At 38.0% G+C, this 16,840-nt stretch carries 17 protein-coding genes and 2 pseudogenes; 5 read left to right on the top strand and 14 right to left on the bottom strand.

What is annotated here, in order from left to right; translation table 11 throughout:
• Positions 1 to 429: 429 nt before the first annotated feature.
• The 4 genes and pseudogenes from V7077_RS26345 to V7077_RS26335 all read right to left on the bottom strand — a co-directional run.
• Positions 430 to 1,198 (bottom strand): annotated as a pseudogene (locus V7077_RS26345) (glycerol-3-phosphate dehydrogenase/oxidase); the annotation flags it as partial.
• 95 nt (positions 1,199 to 1,293) lie between these two features.
• Positions 1,294 to 1,485: a hypothetical protein gene (locus V7077_RS27855; RefSeq protein ID WP_420489710.1), complete on the bottom strand. Its 192-nt coding sequence runs from the start codon at positions 1,483 to 1,485 to the stop codon at positions 1,294 to 1,296.
• Positions 1,486 to 1,583: 98 nt separating this feature from the next.
• A pseudogene (locus V7077_RS27850) lies at positions 1,584 to 2,006 on the bottom strand (FGGY family carbohydrate kinase); the annotation flags it as partial.
• Between the two features lie 90 nt (positions 2,007 to 2,096).
• A complete protein-coding gene (locus V7077_RS26335) occupies positions 2,097 to 2,291 on the bottom strand; it encodes a hypothetical protein (protein WP_335507481.1) in 195 nt (64 codons plus the stop codon).
• A 226-nt stretch (positions 2,292 to 2,517) separates the two neighbouring features.
• Here V7077_RS26335 and V7077_RS26330 point away from each other — a divergent pair, with 226 nt between their 5' ends.
• On the top strand, positions 2,518 to 2,706 hold the full coding sequence (locus tag V7077_RS26330) for a YkvS family protein (protein ID WP_215040594.1): 189 nt from the start codon (positions 2,518 to 2,520) through the stop codon (positions 2,704 to 2,706).
• 87 nt (positions 2,707 to 2,793) lie between these two features.
• On the opposite strand, the gene V7077_RS26325 is transcribed toward V7077_RS26330, so the two are convergent.
• Positions 2,794 to 2,913: a DUF6254 family protein gene (locus V7077_RS26325; RefSeq protein ID WP_235743018.1), complete on the bottom strand. Its 120-nt coding sequence runs from the start codon at positions 2,911 to 2,913 to the stop codon at positions 2,794 to 2,796.
• Between the two features lie 148 nt (positions 2,914 to 3,061).
• On the opposite strand from V7077_RS26325, the gene V7077_RS26320 reads away from it, so the two are divergent.
• Positions 3,062 to 3,673: a CPBP family intramembrane glutamic endopeptidase gene (locus V7077_RS26320; RefSeq protein WP_335507478.1), complete on the top strand. Its 612-nt coding sequence runs from the start codon at positions 3,062 to 3,064 to the stop codon at positions 3,671 to 3,673.
• A gap of 24 nt (positions 3,674 to 3,697) precedes the next feature.
• Here the strand turns inward: V7077_RS26320 and V7077_RS26315 are convergent, their stop codons facing one another.
• A complete protein-coding gene (locus V7077_RS26315) occupies positions 3,698 to 4,744 on the bottom strand; it encodes a YkvI family membrane protein (protein WP_335507475.1) in 1,047 nt (348 codons plus the stop codon).
• Positions 4,745 to 4,961: 217 nt separating this feature from the next.
• On the opposite strand from V7077_RS26315, the gene V7077_RS26310 reads away from it, so the two are divergent.
• On the top strand, positions 4,962 to 7,121 hold the full coding sequence (locus V7077_RS26310) for an ATP-dependent Clp protease ATP-binding subunit (protein WP_335507473.1): 2,160 nt from the start codon (positions 4,962 to 4,964) through the stop codon (positions 7,119 to 7,121).
• Positions 7,122 to 7,159: 38 nt separating this feature from the next.
• On the opposite strand, the gene V7077_RS26305 is transcribed toward V7077_RS26310, so the two are convergent.
• Together V7077_RS26305 and V7077_RS26300 are read right to left on the bottom strand one after the other, a co-directional pair.
• Positions 7,160 to 8,854, bottom strand: coding sequence for a M3 family oligoendopeptidase (locus V7077_RS26305; RefSeq protein ID WP_335507471.1), 1,695 nt, complete (start codon positions 8,852 to 8,854; stop codon positions 7,160 to 7,162).
• Positions 8,855 to 8,943: 89 nt separating this feature from the next.
• The gene (locus V7077_RS26300; RefSeq protein WP_335507469.1) at positions 8,944 to 9,384 is read right to left on the bottom strand and encodes a MarR family winged helix-turn-helix transcriptional regulator; all 441 of its coding nucleotides are present in this window, start codon (positions 9,382 to 9,384) and stop codon (positions 8,944 to 8,946) included.
• A 264-nt stretch (positions 9,385 to 9,648) separates the two neighbouring features.
• Here V7077_RS26300 and V7077_RS26295 point away from each other — a divergent pair, with 264 nt between their 5' ends.
• Positions 9,649 to 10,884, top strand: a complete 1,236-nt coding sequence (locus V7077_RS26295; protein WP_335507467.1) for an MFS transporter — start codon at positions 9,649 to 9,651, stop codon at positions 10,882 to 10,884.
• 52 nt (positions 10,885 to 10,936) lie between these two features.
• On the opposite strand, the gene V7077_RS26290 is transcribed toward V7077_RS26295, so the two are convergent.
• Positions 10,937 to 11,458 carry a hemerythrin domain-containing protein gene (locus V7077_RS26290; RefSeq protein WP_335507465.1) on the bottom strand — a complete coding sequence of 174 codons (522 nt, stop codon included), beginning with the start codon at positions 11,456 to 11,458 and terminating at the stop codon, positions 10,937 to 10,939.
• 226 nt (positions 11,459 to 11,684) lie between these two features.
• On the opposite strand from V7077_RS26290, the gene V7077_RS26285 reads away from it, so the two are divergent.
• Positions 11,685 to 12,032 (top strand): hypothetical protein, encoded by a 348-nt coding sequence (locus V7077_RS26285; RefSeq protein WP_335507463.1) that lies wholly within the window; start codon positions 11,685 to 11,687, stop codon positions 12,030 to 12,032.
• A gap of 171 nt (positions 12,033 to 12,203) precedes the next feature.
• Here V7077_RS26285 and V7077_RS26280 read toward each other — a convergent pair whose 3' ends face one another.
• From V7077_RS26280 to V7077_RS26260, 5 genes are all read right to left on the bottom strand, one after another.
• Positions 12,204 to 12,488, bottom strand: a complete 285-nt coding sequence (locus tag V7077_RS26280; RefSeq protein WP_098526926.1) for a ferredoxin family protein — start codon at positions 12,486 to 12,488, stop codon at positions 12,204 to 12,206.
• Complete coding sequence (locus V7077_RS26275) at positions 12,488 to 13,783, bottom strand: FAD-dependent oxidoreductase (protein ID WP_335507461.1); 1,296 nt, start codon at positions 13,781 to 13,783, stop codon at positions 12,488 to 12,490. The genes V7077_RS26280 and V7077_RS26275 overlap by 1 nt, the downstream gene beginning before the upstream one ends.
• Positions 13,776 to 14,807: an electron transfer flavoprotein subunit alpha/FixB family protein gene (locus tag V7077_RS26270; RefSeq protein WP_335507459.1), complete on the bottom strand. Its 1,032-nt coding sequence runs from the start codon at positions 14,805 to 14,807 to the stop codon at positions 13,776 to 13,778. The genes V7077_RS26275 and V7077_RS26270 overlap by 8 nt, the downstream gene beginning before the upstream one ends.
• A gap of 35 nt (positions 14,808 to 14,842) precedes the next feature.
• Positions 14,843 to 15,667, bottom strand: a complete 825-nt coding sequence (locus tag V7077_RS26265) for an electron transfer flavoprotein subunit beta/FixA family protein (protein WP_335507457.1) — start codon at positions 15,665 to 15,667, stop codon at positions 14,843 to 14,845.
• A gap of 500 nt (positions 15,668 to 16,167) precedes the next feature.
• Complete coding sequence (locus V7077_RS26260; protein ID WP_335507455.1) at positions 16,168 to 16,410, bottom strand: aspartyl-phosphate phosphatase Spo0E family protein; 243 nt, start codon at positions 16,408 to 16,410, stop codon at positions 16,168 to 16,170.
• Positions 16,411 to 16,840 lie beyond the last annotated feature (430 nt).

Below are 16,840 nucleotides of genomic sequence, written 5' to 3'. Positions count from 1 at the left end.
AATCAAACTACTTTATAAATAGTAAGAATAAAACTTGCCTTAACTAAAATAAACATTTCTAATCATTTAGTCAACTAAGATTTTAAACGACTAGTAAGTAAATTTAGTTTATTTCGCTTTATTTTTCCAAATATAAAAACAATCATACAGTATTTTTATTTTAGATAAGCGATTATTTCATACATGCAAGAATAACATTTTCTTCTTTTTCAGACAACTAATTATGTTTAGGATTTTGAAATGTTCACAATTCCGTCAAAATCATTTATAATCTGTCAAAAACATCCGTATCTCCCCAATGTTTTTAACTGGGAAAAGGAAGAAAGCTGTCGAAAGTATCGACAGCTCAAAAATTATATCTATTATATATCTAAATTTATTTTCTTTCTTCAGGGAATACCGCAGCCCTTAAAGCTTCTTCTAACTCTCGAAACGGATAGCGTTGATTATATAGTAATGGTCATTAGCTGTAATTTGGGGATGAACGATATCTTGGTCATAGAAAGTGTCAGTCGTTCCAACATAGGTTTTACCGTTACGGGGAATGGCAAACATCATTCTGCCATCAGTCGTGTCGAAATAAACTGCCTGTTTTAAAGGGAATCTGGACTGGTCAATTACCAAATGGACACCTTTAGAAAGCCGCAGCGTCTTCCCAGCCTTTGACTGGTCCATTTTTCGTATCGTATCTACCCATGGAGGTCTTTTGCTAAAGCGCCGCAAATTTAATTATTTTTATATACAAGTTCTACTATTTTAGTATAGTTACAAGCAATTGCACCATAATTAGAGGCTCCTTGATCATTGCTTCTGCTGCTGTTAACATGCTCCGCCGCTCCGATTTTTTTACCTTTGCCAAGAAACCATATAGGCGCAGACCAAGCGAAGTTGTGAACATGCCAAAGGTTCCGCCTTTATGAATAGGAAGAAGCATCCACTCCGGGGTTGTTACATGGGGTCCATTTTCATATACAATGGCTCGTTCCTTCCCTACTTCGGCAACAATTTTGAATTCCAATTGTTTTAAGTAGCGCAATCCGCCATGAACTAATTTTGTTGACCTGCTCGAGGTGCCAGCTGCAAAATCCTGCATCTCCACCAGTGCCGTCTTCATTCCCCTTGAAGCAGCATCCAATGGGATTCCAACACCTGTTATTCCCCCTCCTATAACTAAAACATCATAATCATTGCTTTGCAGTGTCTGCTGTTTTCTTCACGATATAAATTAGAAAATTTCATGGTTCCTCAAAATGCTGCCTTATTAAAAGATGCTTTTGTACTCTTCCCTCATATTTACTTAAAAGTCATCGCAGCTTTGACTGCCTTTTTACAGCCATTATATAAAGCACCTCTGTCCTTAGTTGACATCTGAGGGATGAATTTTCGGTCAATTGCCCACTGTTTCGCTATTTCTTCCTTACTGCTCCAGAATCCTAGCGCCAGCCCAGCTAAGTAGGCGGCACCAAGAGCAGTAGTTTCGTTCACGATAGGTCTTCAACAAGGACATTTAGGATGTCACTTTGGAACATCATTAAAAGCCACGTATCAATCGTTCCAAATAGCAGTTTTCCTTGAGTCGCCTTTTAACGTGCCCCCTCCACATGGTTGAGAATCCATTTAACCTTTGTACCGGAAAAGTAGGCATCAATGAGTAAACCTGTTTTTTGCCGGAATAAATCGTTATATCCCTTGGCTTTTAATTCCTCACAAATATCACTTGTCTGCCTTGACTGCCAAACAACCGCATGATAAATAGGTTCTCCCGTTTCTTTATCCCAAACCACCGTTGTTTCCCGCTGATTAGTAATCCCCAATTCCTGCGATTTGTTCTGGTTTAACAGCTGATTCTGATAAAACAACTGCATAACCGACAAAATTGATCCCTAAATTTCGTTCGCGTTATGCTCAACCCAGCCTGGTTTAGGAAAAAGTTGTGTGAATTCCTTTTGAGCTGTATGTACAATTTCTCCACGTTGATTATATAAAATCGCCCGTGAACTCGTTGTTCTCTGATCTAATGACTAAATATAAGTTTGCACTGGCAGTCTCCCCTTTTCTTTATCTTATAACCTATTAAGGTCTTCCTTAGGGGCGTACTAACTTCTTGGTTCTTTAAGGTATTGATAAAGGACATCTCCGCCACGCTGCCCGATTCCACGGAAATGTTTAAAATCCTTCCTTCTTACTAATACCTTTCTAAAATCCATAAACTCTTGTTTGCTCACATAATACTCAGAAAGTTCTCCATTCATAAGCTTATCTAATATTTCTGTTACTAAATCTTCCTTCATCACCATGCACCACCTCTACCCTATATTTTAAAGGAAATACAATTTATTCTCCACTTAGATTTTGTAAGCGTTTTCGCGTCTTTTTTTTGCCGAAACTTCATAAACTATACTAATTTAAAAGAATTAACATAATTGTCATATAAAATCCTTTACGAATTGTAAAAGATAGTGCAAACTGTTATATAAACATTCACTAAGAGTTTTTGAGGGCAAAGGAGAGAGACTAATGAAAAAAGCAGAAGTAGGAAATATCATTGAATTTCGCGGTGGCCTGAAAGGGATAGTTGAAAAGGTAAATGAAAACTCTGTTATAGTCGACCTGACACTTATGGATAATTATCGTGACCTTGAATTGGATCAGCGTACAGTAGTAAATCATAAAAACTATAAAGTGATAAAAGAAAGCGCTTATTAAGTAATAGATTGGTAGAAATGGCAGCGATTGACTGCCATTTCGATTATAAAACATGAGATATCTCGCTTAAACGGCGAGATTTTTTATTTATCTTCCCTGGTCCGTTTCTTTAGAAATCTGCTTTAAAGACTTCACTTTGCCATGGGGATTCTGATCCTGTTTCCGAACTGTCCATTCCCGTTCTTGTTGGCTTTTAGATTTACTCAACTAACTCACTCCTTTCCTGATTATTTTTTACCTGGGGATACGTTCTTATCAGCAAAATTGGATAAAATGTTTTAAGAAATCATTTCCTTTTAAAAAACATCTTTGTTAAAATAAATTTTATTGATTTTAAAAAAAGGAGCTAGTCAGGATGGAAAAGCGCTTCCTAGATATACGACTTATTCTTGGTTTCATTATCGCCCATGCACTTATCTATTTTTCATTTCATGATAAAACAATATTTTGGTATATTTTTTCAGGATCAATCCTTATTCTCATTGCCTATGCCATGTTCCAAGGAGAAGTGGATGATGAGGCGTCATTTGCCAAATATATATTTTTTGGAGCTTTATCAGGGTTCTTATTATATTTTATCTTTTGGTTTGGATTTAAAACTATACAAATAATGGATCTCCCTTTTGAAAAATCCATTAGGAAATTGTACCGTTGGTATGCCCCGAACGCTTTTTGGCAGTATATTGCCCTTATCTTGGTTGCTGCACCAGGTGAAGAACTTTTCTGGCGCGGCTTTATTCAAAAAAGTCTTTTAAAGTATTTCAAACCTATTTGGAGCATTTTACTCGGTGCTGCTCTTTACGCATCCGTTCATATGTATTCAGGATCTTTCTTATTGGTTTTTGCAGCCTTACTGTCTGGAGCCGCCTGGGGAGGACTATATTATTGGAAAAAAAGCATGCCGCTTGTCATTGTCTCACATCTCATTTTTGATATGATGATTTTTATGATTATGCCTTTGAAGTAAACAGCTGTCCGGTGACAGCTGTTTTTATTTTTTATCGATGTGAAAAGGCTTCATCCACAGTAAAATAAAAAAGGTCATGCAGATATACCCAAACAACGGGTATAAATAGGATAGTAACGTACCATAGTTTACAAGACTTATCAGATAGGAAACTAAAAAAATGGCCGCAACGGAAACAATGGTAGGAATGGATAAATATTGCTTCAATTGACGGTCGAGCCCAAAGACATTTCCAATCACTGATGTAAAAATTTCTCCATAAATCACTAGAACATAAATCCAATAAAGGAAGGGTGCCAAATTTTTCATTACAACCGCCATAGGGATATTGTACATGTCTAAATTTGGCAGCATGATTAAGGTAAAATGACTCGCACATAGTATTAACGTTAATGCAGCACCTCCAAGAATCCCCCCCCATTTAATCGTCCAATCCTCTTTCACCTCGGCTGCAATGGGTACTAGCACGGCCTGAGCAAGCCCAAGATTCAATGCAACATAAGAAAAGGGCGCTACTACACTTTTCCAGCCATCGTCAGCATGAGGAATAAATAATAATTGATCCATAAAATTCGGTAACTGTATTGAAAAGACCATAAGGATTAAACTAAAACTAATCATTAAAGGAACTACGAACGTATTAACCGCAAATAGCCCTTTTGTACCTACTAACATCACCAGTATCGAAAGGATAATCGTCAGAAACACACCGACGTTCTTCGATAGACCCAGTTGTTCTTCAAACACCGCACCTGCGCCTGAGAGCATCACAGCGCTAACACCAAGTAACATAAAGAGCATAAAAACATTGATAATTCGGCTTGGCCATTTACCAAATAAGTACGCATTAAACTCTTGATAGGATTTTGCATCTATATAGGCGGCCATCCTCATAAGCTTTGAACCCAAAGCTATGAACAGATATCCGCTCATGATTATACTCAGTAGACCGAAGAAGCCAAATCGTGAAAAAAACTCAACAATTTCTTTTCCTGTAGCAAATCCGGCCCCTACTACAGTTCCCACATAAACTGCAGCAATTTGAAAAGCTTGAGTCCAATTCTTTTTCACCCCATCTCCCCCTTATCATCAATATATGAGACAAAGGACAAACAAAGACGAGCTTTTTCTTGTTTTAAGAAAGAGATTTACGTTATCTTTGGTAATCATTTCTATAAACAAACTACTTGAAAGTCAAAAAAGGTCAGAGTATACTATGTTCATAAGGTCAAATATAGTCAAAGTCAAATAATAAAATAATTTATAGATACTAGGAGGTAATTTGCTTATGCTTTGTCAACAATGCCAGCAAAATCAGGCCAATGTACAATTAAACTTAAATTTCAATGGACAACGTAAGGAAATGAAACTCTGTCACGAATGCTATGCAAAAGAAAAGCAATCCCTTGGATCAGGATTTGGTTCAAATATGAATTCATTTTCTAACTTCCCATTTGACAACTTTTTTATCGCTAAAGGATTCCCACAAAAGGATGCGATGACGGACCAGCCAACTCCTGACGGGGACATCCATAAAAACCATAATGGTTTTATCGATCAGTTTGGAAGAAATCTTAGCACAATGGCTAAAGCAGGTTTAATTGATCCTGTCATTGGTCGTGATGAAGAAATTAACCGCGTAATTGAAATTCTAAATAGAAGAAATAAAAATAATCCTGTCTTAATTGGTGAACCAGGTGTCGGAAAAACGGCAATTGCCGAGGGTTTAGCGTTAAAAATTGCAAGCGGAGATGTCCCTGGTAAATTACGGAATAAAGAAATTTACTTATTAGATGTTGCCTCACTTGTAGCAAATACCGGTATCCGTGGTCAATTTGAGGAAAGAATGAAACAGTTAATCTCAGAACTGCAGAATCGAAAAAATATCATTCTCTTTATTGATGAGATTCATCTACTTGTTGGTGCCGGTTCAGCTGAAGGTTCCATGGACGCAGGGAATATTTTAAAGCCCGCTCTTGCAAGAGGCGAGTTACAAGTAGTCGGTGCTACCACGTTAAAAGAATACCGTCAAATTGAAAAAGACTCTGCCCTGGAACGCCGCTTCCAGCCTGTTCATGTTCTTGAGCCTACACCAGAAGCAGCAATTGAAATTTTAAAAGGTATTCAAAAGAAATACGAAGACTATCACGGTGTTACTTATTCTGAGGAAGCCATTCAAGCTTGTGTACAGTTGTCCCAACGTTATATACATGACCGCTTCTTACCGGACAAAGCCATTGATTTACTTGACGAAGCAGGCTCGAAATTAAATCTTACTTTAGATGACAAAAATACGGAACAAGTTGAAAAACGTTTAAAAGAGATTGCGTACGAAAAAGAAGAAGCACTCAAAAATGAACAATACGAAAAGGCAGCTGTACTCCGTGATGAGGAAGCAAAACTAGAAAAAACAGTAAATGCCGACCCAACTGGAAACAGACCTGTTGTTACGATTGCTCATATTCAAGAAATCATTGAAGAAAAAACGAATATTCCAGTCGGAAAACTACAGCAAGACGAACAGCTTAAAATGCGAGAATTAGAAGGAAATCTCAATAAAAAGGTTATCGGTCAAGAAAAAGCGGTAAATAAAGTAGCGAAAGCTATCCGAAGAAGCCGTGCTGGCTTAAAATCGAAGTATCGTCCAATTGGATCCTTCCTGTTTGTTGGTCCGACAGGTGTTGGTAAAACTGAGCTAACTAAAACACTTGCCCAAGAATTATTTGGCAGTAAGGATGCCATGATTCGTCTCGATATGAGTGAATATATGGAAAAACACAGCGTATCTAAATTAATCGGTTCACCTCCGGGTTATATTGGCCATGATGAGGCAGGACAGCTAACAGAAAAGGTCCGCAGGAACCCTTATAGCATCATTTTATTAGATGAAATTGAAAAGGCCCATCCAGATGTTCAGCATATGTTCTTGCAAATACTTGAAGATGGTCGTCTTACAGACAGTCAGGGTAGAGTGGTAAGCTTTAAAGACACAGTCATTATTATGACAAGTAATGCAGGAGTAAGTCACAAAACTATTCACGTAGGGTTTGGAGCTAGTGATGCAATTGAAGAAGCAAGCATCCTTGACTCCCTTGGCAGCTTCTTTAAGCCAGAATTCTTAAACCGATTCGACAGCATTATTGAATTTAATGCCCTTGATAAGGAGCATATCTTATCAATCGTCAATTTAATGGTAAAAGAATTAGAGGAAACATTGAAAGAGCAAAACATTGAATTCAGTATTACGAGTGAGACAAAAGAAAAACTAGCTGAGCTAGGCTATCACCCAGCTTTTGGCGCACGTCCACTTCGCAGGGTAATTCAAGAGCAGCTTGAAGATAAGATTGCTGACTTTATTTTAGAAGAACCTGAGGCAAAAAATTTAGTCGCCATCCTTGATAACGGGGAATTAATGGTTGTTTCTGAACCGGTCTCATGTCAATCATAAAAAAAGCGAAGCCGTAATTTTAGCGGCTTCGCTTTTTTTTATAGATTATGATCTTCAACAGAGTTTAACCATTCCTCAATTACACCTACAACCGACTCTACGCAGCCGTCTTCAAAAGGCGAAATTAAGTTAGCTGCCTTGACCAGTTTTGTAAAGGATAGACTGCCGCCAAGCTTACAAAGCTTAACATAATCAGCCCATGCCTCTGCGCTGTTTTCGATTGAACGCTTCCAGAATTGGAAGGCACAAATTTGCGCAAGTGTATAGTCAATATAATAGAAGGGTGAGTTATAAATATGACCCTGACGCTGCCAAAAGCCGCCGTTCTCTAAATAGACATTGCCATCATAATCTTTATGTGGTGAATACTTTTTCTCAATTTCCCGCCACTGCTTTTTTCGTTCTGCAGGTGCAGCAGAAGGATTTTCATATACCCAGTGCTGAAATTCATCTACAGAGACCCCGTATGGAAGGAATAACAAAGCGCTGCTTAAGTGGGTAAACTTATATTTATCGGTATCTTCTTTAAAGAATAACTCCATCCATGGCCATGTGAAAAATTCCATACTCATGGAATGGATCTCTGCGGATTCATATGTTGGCCAGTAATATTCAGGAATTTCAAAATGACGGCTGGAATACACTTGGAAGGCATGACCAGCTTCATGTGTTAAGACATCTATATCGCCAGATGTTCCGTTAAAATTTGAAAATATGAATGGAGCCTTGTAATTCTCAATGAATGTACAATAACCTCCGCCAGCTTTTCCCTTTTTAGCAACAAGATCCATTAAATGATTCTCCTGCATATAGCTAAAGAAAACTCCTGTCTCTTTAGAAAGGTCTTCGTACATTTGTTGGCCGTTTTCAATAATCCATTCGGGATCACCTTTTGGAACAGCATTCCCGGATTGAAAATTATAACCTTCATCATAGTATTTCAATTGGTCTACACCAATTCTTTCTTGCTGTCTTTCTTTTAACCTGGTAGCTATTGGAACAATATAGTCCTTAACCTGATTACGAAAATTGGCTACCATTTTTGCATCATAATCGGTCCTCATCATTCGATAATACGCAAGTTCAACAAAGTTTTTAAACCCTAACCGTTGGGCAATCTCTGTTCTTACTTTGACCAAATCATCATAAATTCGGTCTAATTGTTCTTCATGTTCAGTAAAAAATCCAAATTTTGCTTCACTTGCTCTTTTTCTCATTTCACGATCCCTAGATTCGGTGAATGGGTCTAATTGGGCAAGTGTTCTTTCCTCCCCTTCAAAAATTATCTTCGCTGAGGCGAGCAGTTTTGTGTATTCCGTTGACAGGCGGTTTTCCTTTTGTAGCAAGGAAACAATTTCAGGCTTAAAGGTTTTTAACTGTCCCTCTGCTAAGGCAAAAAGTTGGCTCCCCCACTTTTCTTCTAACTCAGTGCGAAACTTCGAGTTAACCAATTCTTGGTAATATCTAGTCACCAAGCCCTCCACTTCAGGTTGAACTTCATCCATATAATCTTGTTCTTCCTTATAAAACTCATTAGTGGTATCAATGGAGTGGCGAATATAACAAAGATTAAACATTGTGCCTAGATCATTTCGAAGTTGATTAATTTTGTTCATAAACCCGCTTTGTTCCTCAACCGTATCCGCATTTTTAAAGCCCTCTAATAATTCATCAAACTTGGCCGTAACTTCGTTGAGATTTGGTCTTACATATGTATAATTTTCAAAGCTCATTTCAGAACCCCTTTCCATTTTTCAAATCTATGATTTCGACACTTACTAATATTATTCCTCTAATAAAAAAAATACGACCATTGGCCGTATTAAAATTTCCCTGCCGGAATACCTAATTTTTTCAGTAAGTCGATTGCTAACGTTTTTTCCGTATCGGACAGACTAGACATCAGTGTATCAATTTGTTTGGCATGTTCAGGAAAAATTTCTTCTATAAATGTTTTTCCTTGTTCTGTTATTTGGGCATATGTGACTCGACGGTCATTCGGACAAGCAATTCGTCTAAGTAGTCCCTTTTGTTCAAGCTTGTCAACTACATAGGTAATACTGCCGCTAGCAAGTAGAATTTTTCCGCCAATCTGCTGCATAGGCTGATCACCTTTATGATATAGAAGCTCTAACACTGCAAATTCCGTAGGATTCAAGCCTTTTGTTTGAATAGCTTTATTTACATGTTCATTAATCGCTTTATATGCTCTAGAAAGTACTATAAATAACTTTAGTGACTTTTCTACTGATTCATTGTCCATAAAAAACTCATCCTTTTAAGTTTTAATAAAATCTGGAAGGATTCAATTAAGAAAATTATCTTGATTTCAAAATTAATTATAAAAAAATTTTTTATCTCTGTCAAATTCCCTTAATTTATAATTTCGCAACTTTAACGGTTCCCCCCCTTTAGATCATTCTTGAATATATACTTAATTTTAAATTTCGAAAATAGAAATAATTGTTTTTTATTTTAGTAAATAAGTAGTAAGATAGGAAAAACAATATAAAAAAGAAGGGATAATATGAATCAACCAGCTGCTTTATCAGCAAAGGCTTCGAAGGCTTCAGAATCAACAATGTTTAAAATTCTGCTTATCATCGGCCTTTGCCATTTATTGAATGATGCCATCCAAGCGGTTGTACCTGCGATGTTCCCCATTTTAGAAAAATCAATGGGATTAAGTTTTACCCAGTTAGGTATCATAGCCTTTTCGTTAAATATGGTTTCATCCGTTATGCAGCCGTTCGTCGGTTTTGTTACAGACAAGAAACCAATGCCATTTGCCCTGCCAATCGGTCTTACTTTTACACTCGTTGGAATTCTTGGATTAGGATTTGCGGGTAATTTTGCACTGATTGTGGTATCCGTTATTTTCATTGGACTTGGCTCTGCCGTTTTCCATCCTGAAGGTTCCAGGGTGGCTTATATGGCCGCAGGGAGCAGACGGGGACTTGCACAATCTATCTATCAAGTAGGAGGTAATACAGGGCAGGCATTGGCACCCGTTATTACTGCACTAATATTGGTTCCACTTGGGCAAATTGGCGCATCATGGTTTACCATTGTTGCTGCAATAGCGGTTATATTACTCATATATATCGCAAATTGGTATCAACAAAGATTACTAATTGTCCCTCGCGCCGTGAAAAAGGAAACTAGTGCAAGTGTGGGCGAGGGATTGTCGAAAGAAGTTAAATACACGCTCGCATTCATTTTACTGTTAATTTTTGCAAGAACCTGGTATACGTCAGGGATGACAAACTTCTATACCTTCTATGCTATTAAAGAATATGAATTAACTATTAAAGAATCTCAGCTATTTTTATTTGCGTTCTTAGTAGCAGGTGCGGTTGGGACTTTTTTTGGTGGACCGCTCTCAGATCGATTTGGAAAGAAAACCATCATCTCCTTTTCGATGTTAGCGACTGTTCCTTTTTCGATTCTTATTCCGCATATACCACCAACATTCGCCTTTTTCTTTCTTATTCTTTCAGGGTTTATTTTAATGACAAGTTTTTCAGTGACGGTTGTATATGCCCAGGAGTTAGTTCCAGGAAAGATTGGTACTATGTCCGGGTTAACTGTCGGCCTTGCGTTCGGGATGGGAGCAATAGGTTCTGTTGGTCTTGGATCGATTGCTGACTGGATTGGCTTGCAATCCATGATCACTTGGCTCGGTGTCCTTCCACTGCTTGGTCTTATCGCCTTCCTGCTTCCAAGTGATCAAAAGATCTCGGAATGGAATCAACAAGGGTAATTTTCTTAAGTATAAACGAAAAAAGGAGGGGCGCTGCCCATCCTTTTTTCGTTTATATTTCTTTTATTTTCCGTAATAATTCCGTTTTTTCCTCATCTGACAGCATCCTTTCAGCCATTGGGAATAAAACATTTTCCTCTTTGTTAAAATGGTCAGTTAAAATAAAGTAAGCATTTTGAACTAGTTCAGCTAATTTCACTTTTTCCTCAGTAGTCGATTCCCCAACTTCTGCTTTTTGAAGAAAGGCACCGATATGTGATTTTGCTTGATCATGTTCGTATTCCATTACGGCAATGGGCCCAGAAGTGGTACCAATATAAACGCCCATCATAGGAAATAGAACACCTTCTTCTCGCTCAGAGTGCGGATCTAAGGCATCTTTAAATTCTTTGACCTTTATGATTAATTCTTTAAAATTTTCTTCCACATCAATTTCTTGGTCCATTTTTTGTGTTAAACTATACAATCCTTCCATTTGAGCTCTTAAGGCAGGATGCTCACCTTTTAAACGGGCAAGACCTTCACTTAACTCCCCTTGGCTCATGCCGCCAAAACCACTCATGCAGCTACTCATATTCCATTCACCTCTATATCGTTTCTGTGACTTAAGTATATAAACATCCGCTTAACCATGTAGTGACAGAGGTCACTTTAATAAACCATTATTTATAAACTGGAGTAATTGTGAAATTTTAATGAGGAAGTTAAAAATTTTTTGAAAAGTTTTAACAATTATCACACAATTAAGGGGTTATTGTTTCATATAATATAGATATACCTAATTCGGGAGGGTGATATAGATGAAAACTCCAAATTATCATGATTTTTATGAAAAGGCTTTAATTCCAATCGGATTTAATGACCTGCAGTCGTTAAAAAGTACCGAGGCTTATTGTCCTGATCAACCCTTTACCCATTGGCTGATAGCAGTTGAAGGAGTTCAGCTGCCCCAACCCAAAATATATTATCACTGGAAAGTTAGTATTTATCCGGCAACAGATGAGGGCGACTTTAATTGGAAAGCACCCTACTATTGCTCACCTCAATTGGAATTAATTGATTATGCGAATACATTGGCTTCCTCATTCGTTCAATCAAGCAAAAAGGATGAACTCTCCTCCGCCACTCTTTTAGAGAAAATCAGTTAAATCCTCTTCAGTATAACCTTCTGCTTCACCTCTTTTTTACTCCCATTTGTGAAAAAACTTACATATTGTAATAAAAGTGCATATGCCTTTAACCACCAATCCCAAAGTGGGTAAATTACTTTTCTCCACATAAAAAGAAGTGCTGGTTGAAACCAGCACTTCTTTTTATTTTTAGGCTAACCGGAAAACAATTCCGTGACCGCCTTTAGGATATTCCCATTTTATATTTTGATATGGGCAGCCGATCCGGCAGCTGCCGCACTCATGGCAGCCTTCATAACCTACTTGCATTCTTGTTCCTTCCCACTTATATACTTCAGCAGGGCAAAATACTGTGCAAATTTTATCGGGACATTTGGTCATGCAGATGTCGTGATCGAGCACCGTTAAATGGGACTTGGTATCACACTTGAACCTAAGCAGGTACTGTTTTTCCTCGATATTCTTCGTTGACATTATTTCACCGCCTTCCAAGCACGATAAATATCCTGAATAACCCGAATAGTTCCTTTTTCTGCCGTCACACTCTTCATGATTTGTTTTTGTTTTTCCCGTTTCGGTGTTCCGTCGACTGTAAAGAATTTACTCATTGCCTTATTCATCATTGGAACATATTCATTAAAGTATTGCGGATATTTCTCAAAGGTGTGGGCAGCATCCTTGTATTTTTCTAAGTCTTTGATAATAAAACTATCATACAGCTTTTCACGGTAAAGATTTAAGGTGGACTCTGAGAAATCACCTCTCGTCTTTGCTTCTATAACAGTTTCAGCTGCTAATAAACCTGAATGCATTGCCATATTGGAGCCCTCACGATGGATGGCATTGACTAACTGAGCGGCATCGCCAACAACAATAACTCCATTACCTGCAACTTTAGGAACAGAACGGTAGCCGCCTTCAGGAATTAGATGGGCTAAATATTCTGCAGATTCCCCGCCGGCAATCAACGGTTTTACCATCGGATGATTTTTCAAATAATCTAATAGATCGTATGGTTTCAATTTTGCTTTAATCATACTAGATAGCGTTGTTCCGACCCCGATATTTAAACTATCCTTATTCGTATAGAGAAAAGCTGTTCCCAGGTTGCCTTTTGTCGAATCTCCAAATATCTCTATCGTACAGCCTTGATTATCCTCTAAATTAAAACGGTCATTAATTTTTTCTTTTGGAAGATTAATAACCTCCATAACGGTTAAGGCTACTTCATCAGGTCGAAATTCTTTATGAAAACCTATTTGTTTGGATAGAAGGGAGTTTACCCCATCTGCCAGTACGACAACATCTGCATAAACTTCCCCATCTGGACGATCCGTCCGAACGCCTACAACCTTGCCATTTTCAACAATACACTCGATTACTACAGTTTCATTGATTAGCAGAGCTCCGGCCTCAACCGCCTTCCCGGCAAACCATTGGTCGAACTGGGCCCTCAGTACCGTGAAATTATTATATGGTTCCGCTGCCCATTCAAGACCTTTATAACCAAAAGAAACAACCGATTCCTTATCCATCATCCAAAAACGCTGCTCGATGACGGGTCGCTCAAGAGGGGCCTCCTTCCAAAACTCCGGAATAAGTTCTTCCATCTGCTTGCGGTACAAAACACCGCCCATAACGTTTTTTGCCCCTGGGTATTCACCTCTTTCAATTAGTAAGGTTTTCAGGCCATTTCGTGCACAAGTGAGGGCACATGCTGTACCAGAAGGCCCGGCTCCAACCACGATCACATCAAATTTTTCAGGCATAACTAATTTCACCGCCCTTTTCCGTCTTGAGCTGTTTAAATTGCTGTATTAACTTAGGGACAATTTCCATCGCGTCTCCTACAATCCCATATGTTGCGACATCAAAAATAGGTGCATTTGGATCTTTATTAATGGCGATAATAAACTCTGAGTTTTTCATCCCAACCACATGCTGGATTGCCCCAGAGATTCCAATCGCAAAATAAATCTTTGGTGTGACCGTTTCTCCGGTTTGACCAACCTGTTGTTCGTGGGGAAGCCAGCCTGCTTCCACAACATCGCGAGTACCGCCTACACTGGCACCAATGGTTTCAGCTAACTCATGAATAAGTTGAAAGTTTTGCAAATCTCCCATACCCTTACCACCGCAAACAATCACATGTGCCTCAGCAAGGCTAGCCTTTTTTGTTACGTCATTCACAATTTGCAGCACTTTTGTACGCATATCTTCTTCTTTTAAATCAATCTTCTCTTCAATTACCTTACCAAGTCTTGCTGTATCCGGCTCTAATGCTTTCATTACTTTTGGCCGAACGGTGGCCATTTGCGGCCGATGCTTCTTGCATAGAATGGTTGCCATGATATTTCCACCAAACGCCGGCCTGCTTGCCTCAAGTAATCGGTTTGATACATCAACATCCAGCATGGTCGTATCTGCCGTCAACCCTGTCGATAAATCGGTTGCAACTGCACTCGCTAAATCCTTCCCGTTCGGTGTGGCCCCATATAGGATAATTTCCGGTTTATATTTCCTTGCCAGCAGCATAACGCCCTGCATATAAGATTCTGTTCGGTAATGTGTTAAGATAGGCTGATCAATAACATAAACTTCATCAGCACCGTAAGAAATTATTTGGTTGACCATTTGCTTAACCCCATGTCCCAGTAAAAAACCTGCTAATGGAACTTGTAATTTATCCGCTAATTTTCTCCCTGCACCAAGCAATTCAAGTGAAACTCCCTCAATTTTACTACCGTTTTGCTCAATAAATACCCAGACTCCCCGATAATCATCAAGATTCATATTAACCCCTCCCTAAAGCAGAAAAATAACTTTGATTATTTAGCTGACTGAATCGTAAATAGGTCCTTTTTATCTAATAAAACTTCCATAAGCTGTTTTACTTGCTCATGTGCTGACCCTTCTAGTCTTTTACCGCCTTCAGGACGGGGTGGTGTAAACATTTTACCTACGATTGTTGGTGAGCCTTTTAAACCAAGCTGAGTCCGGTCAACATCTTCAAGATCGCTGACTGCCCAGATAATTGGTTCGTATCTTGCAGCTCTAATCATGTTAGGCATTGGTGAATATTCTATTTGGTTTATTTCCTTTTCAACGGTCAACAGGCATGGAATCTCAGATTGAATTAATTCATATCCATTGGTTAATTTTCGTTTGATTAAAACCGTCTTTTCCTCTTGATTGACCTCTGCTACCTCAATCACATTTGTTACTGGCGGGATATCCATTCTTCTTGCTATCCCAGGTCCAACCTGACCTGTATCCCCATCTATAGCATGTTTTCCGCAAATAACCATATCCACAGGGAGTTCCTTGCCAATTCGTTCTAAAGCCTTTGATAATGCGTAACTAGTGGCTAGTGTATCTGCCCCCGCGAAAGCACGGTCTGTAATTAAATATCCTCTATCTGCCCCTATTTCAATGCTTTTTTTAATAATTGCTGTTGCTTGCGGCGGCCCCATTGACAGAACCGAAATAGTCCCGCCCGTTTTTTCCTTAATTTTGACAGCCTCTTGAACCGCATGGGCATCATAAGGATTCAAAATGGCTGGTGCACTCCGACGGTCAAGTGTGTTTGTTTTTGGGTTAATTTTGATAATTTTTGTATCAGGTACTTGTTTGATACAAACGACAATGTGCATGTAGGACTTTCCCTCCTCCATATGAACTATAGTAGTTGAAAGCGTTTGCTTTCTTTGGTTATTAAAAATGCTTTTATTAACGATATATGTATCGCAACACAAGCATAGTACCAAACGAACGAGTTTTTCTTATCTCTTTTTAAAAGTAAAAATAATGAGTAGAAACGATGTGGATTCTAGGAAGTTTTTTAATTAACGGACTCATGGTGAATTACTAGTTGCAGAAAATCGGTGAAGTTTTCTGTGAAGTTACAACAAAATACTATTAATATAACTATATTAAATATGACGATATAAACAATGATAAAAATCACAGCATGACGCTATAATGGCGAATATTGGATATAATAATAAGAATTTTTTGGGGGATTTTATCTAGTGTTCGTTAAGGCCGTTTGAGCATATATTGGGGTTTGGATTCCCATTTTGGAGAAAAAAAAAACACTGGAAGGCCTTCCGGTTAAATAGGTATATAATTAGTTACTGAAGACCTTCATATTTTAAACAAGAACCTTTGGCCAAATCATAATCATGTGTTTAAAAGCAAATTTTACTTCTTCATTTAACTTAGAAGTTTGTCCGACCACTTTTTGATAGTGATTGATTAGCTCATCTAGTTCCTGGCTGTATTTAATGGTTTGTTCACTTGTAAAACCGTGCCTATTTGCACTATTAATCATTAATTCTCTTTTCGCTTTTATCTTTTCAATCATTTCAGATTGATAATTACTATCCTCGTACAATTTTTATCCTCCTACCTTACACACTTACTTTAAACTACTCAAAAAGTAGACTACTTGAAGAATTATGACAAGAAATTCTTTAAAAGTAAATACAATCGCAAAAGTAGACAAAACATTCTATTTCTTTCGATTTTCGACATTATTTTCTCTTTTTTTCGAATACAAACGACAATTAACTCCCCAACTGGATTTGGAGAATAAAGTAGAGAAAAGTTAAACTTTGGTGGTTTTTTTCACTTTAAACAGGTAAAATAAAATTTTTGTGATATATTTTTTAATACGATAGAACTAGTCCGATTTTACTTATTGAATTTGAATTCAAAGAAAAGTCCTACAGCCTGGTAAAAACCGAGCCATTGGGTGCAGTCAAATCCCAGTCTTTTGACTCACCTGCTTTATATTAAAATATTTAATTGTAAAATTTCAAAGC

Origin of the sequence: Neobacillus vireti, assembly GCF_036962465.1 — a bacterium.
Classification (GTDB): domain Bacteria; phylum Bacillota; class Bacilli; order Bacillales; family Cytobacillaceae; genus Neobacillus; species Neobacillus vireti_B.
Note: the sequence above shows the minus strand (reverse complement) of the source record. Positions and strands in the feature narration are given on the sequence as shown.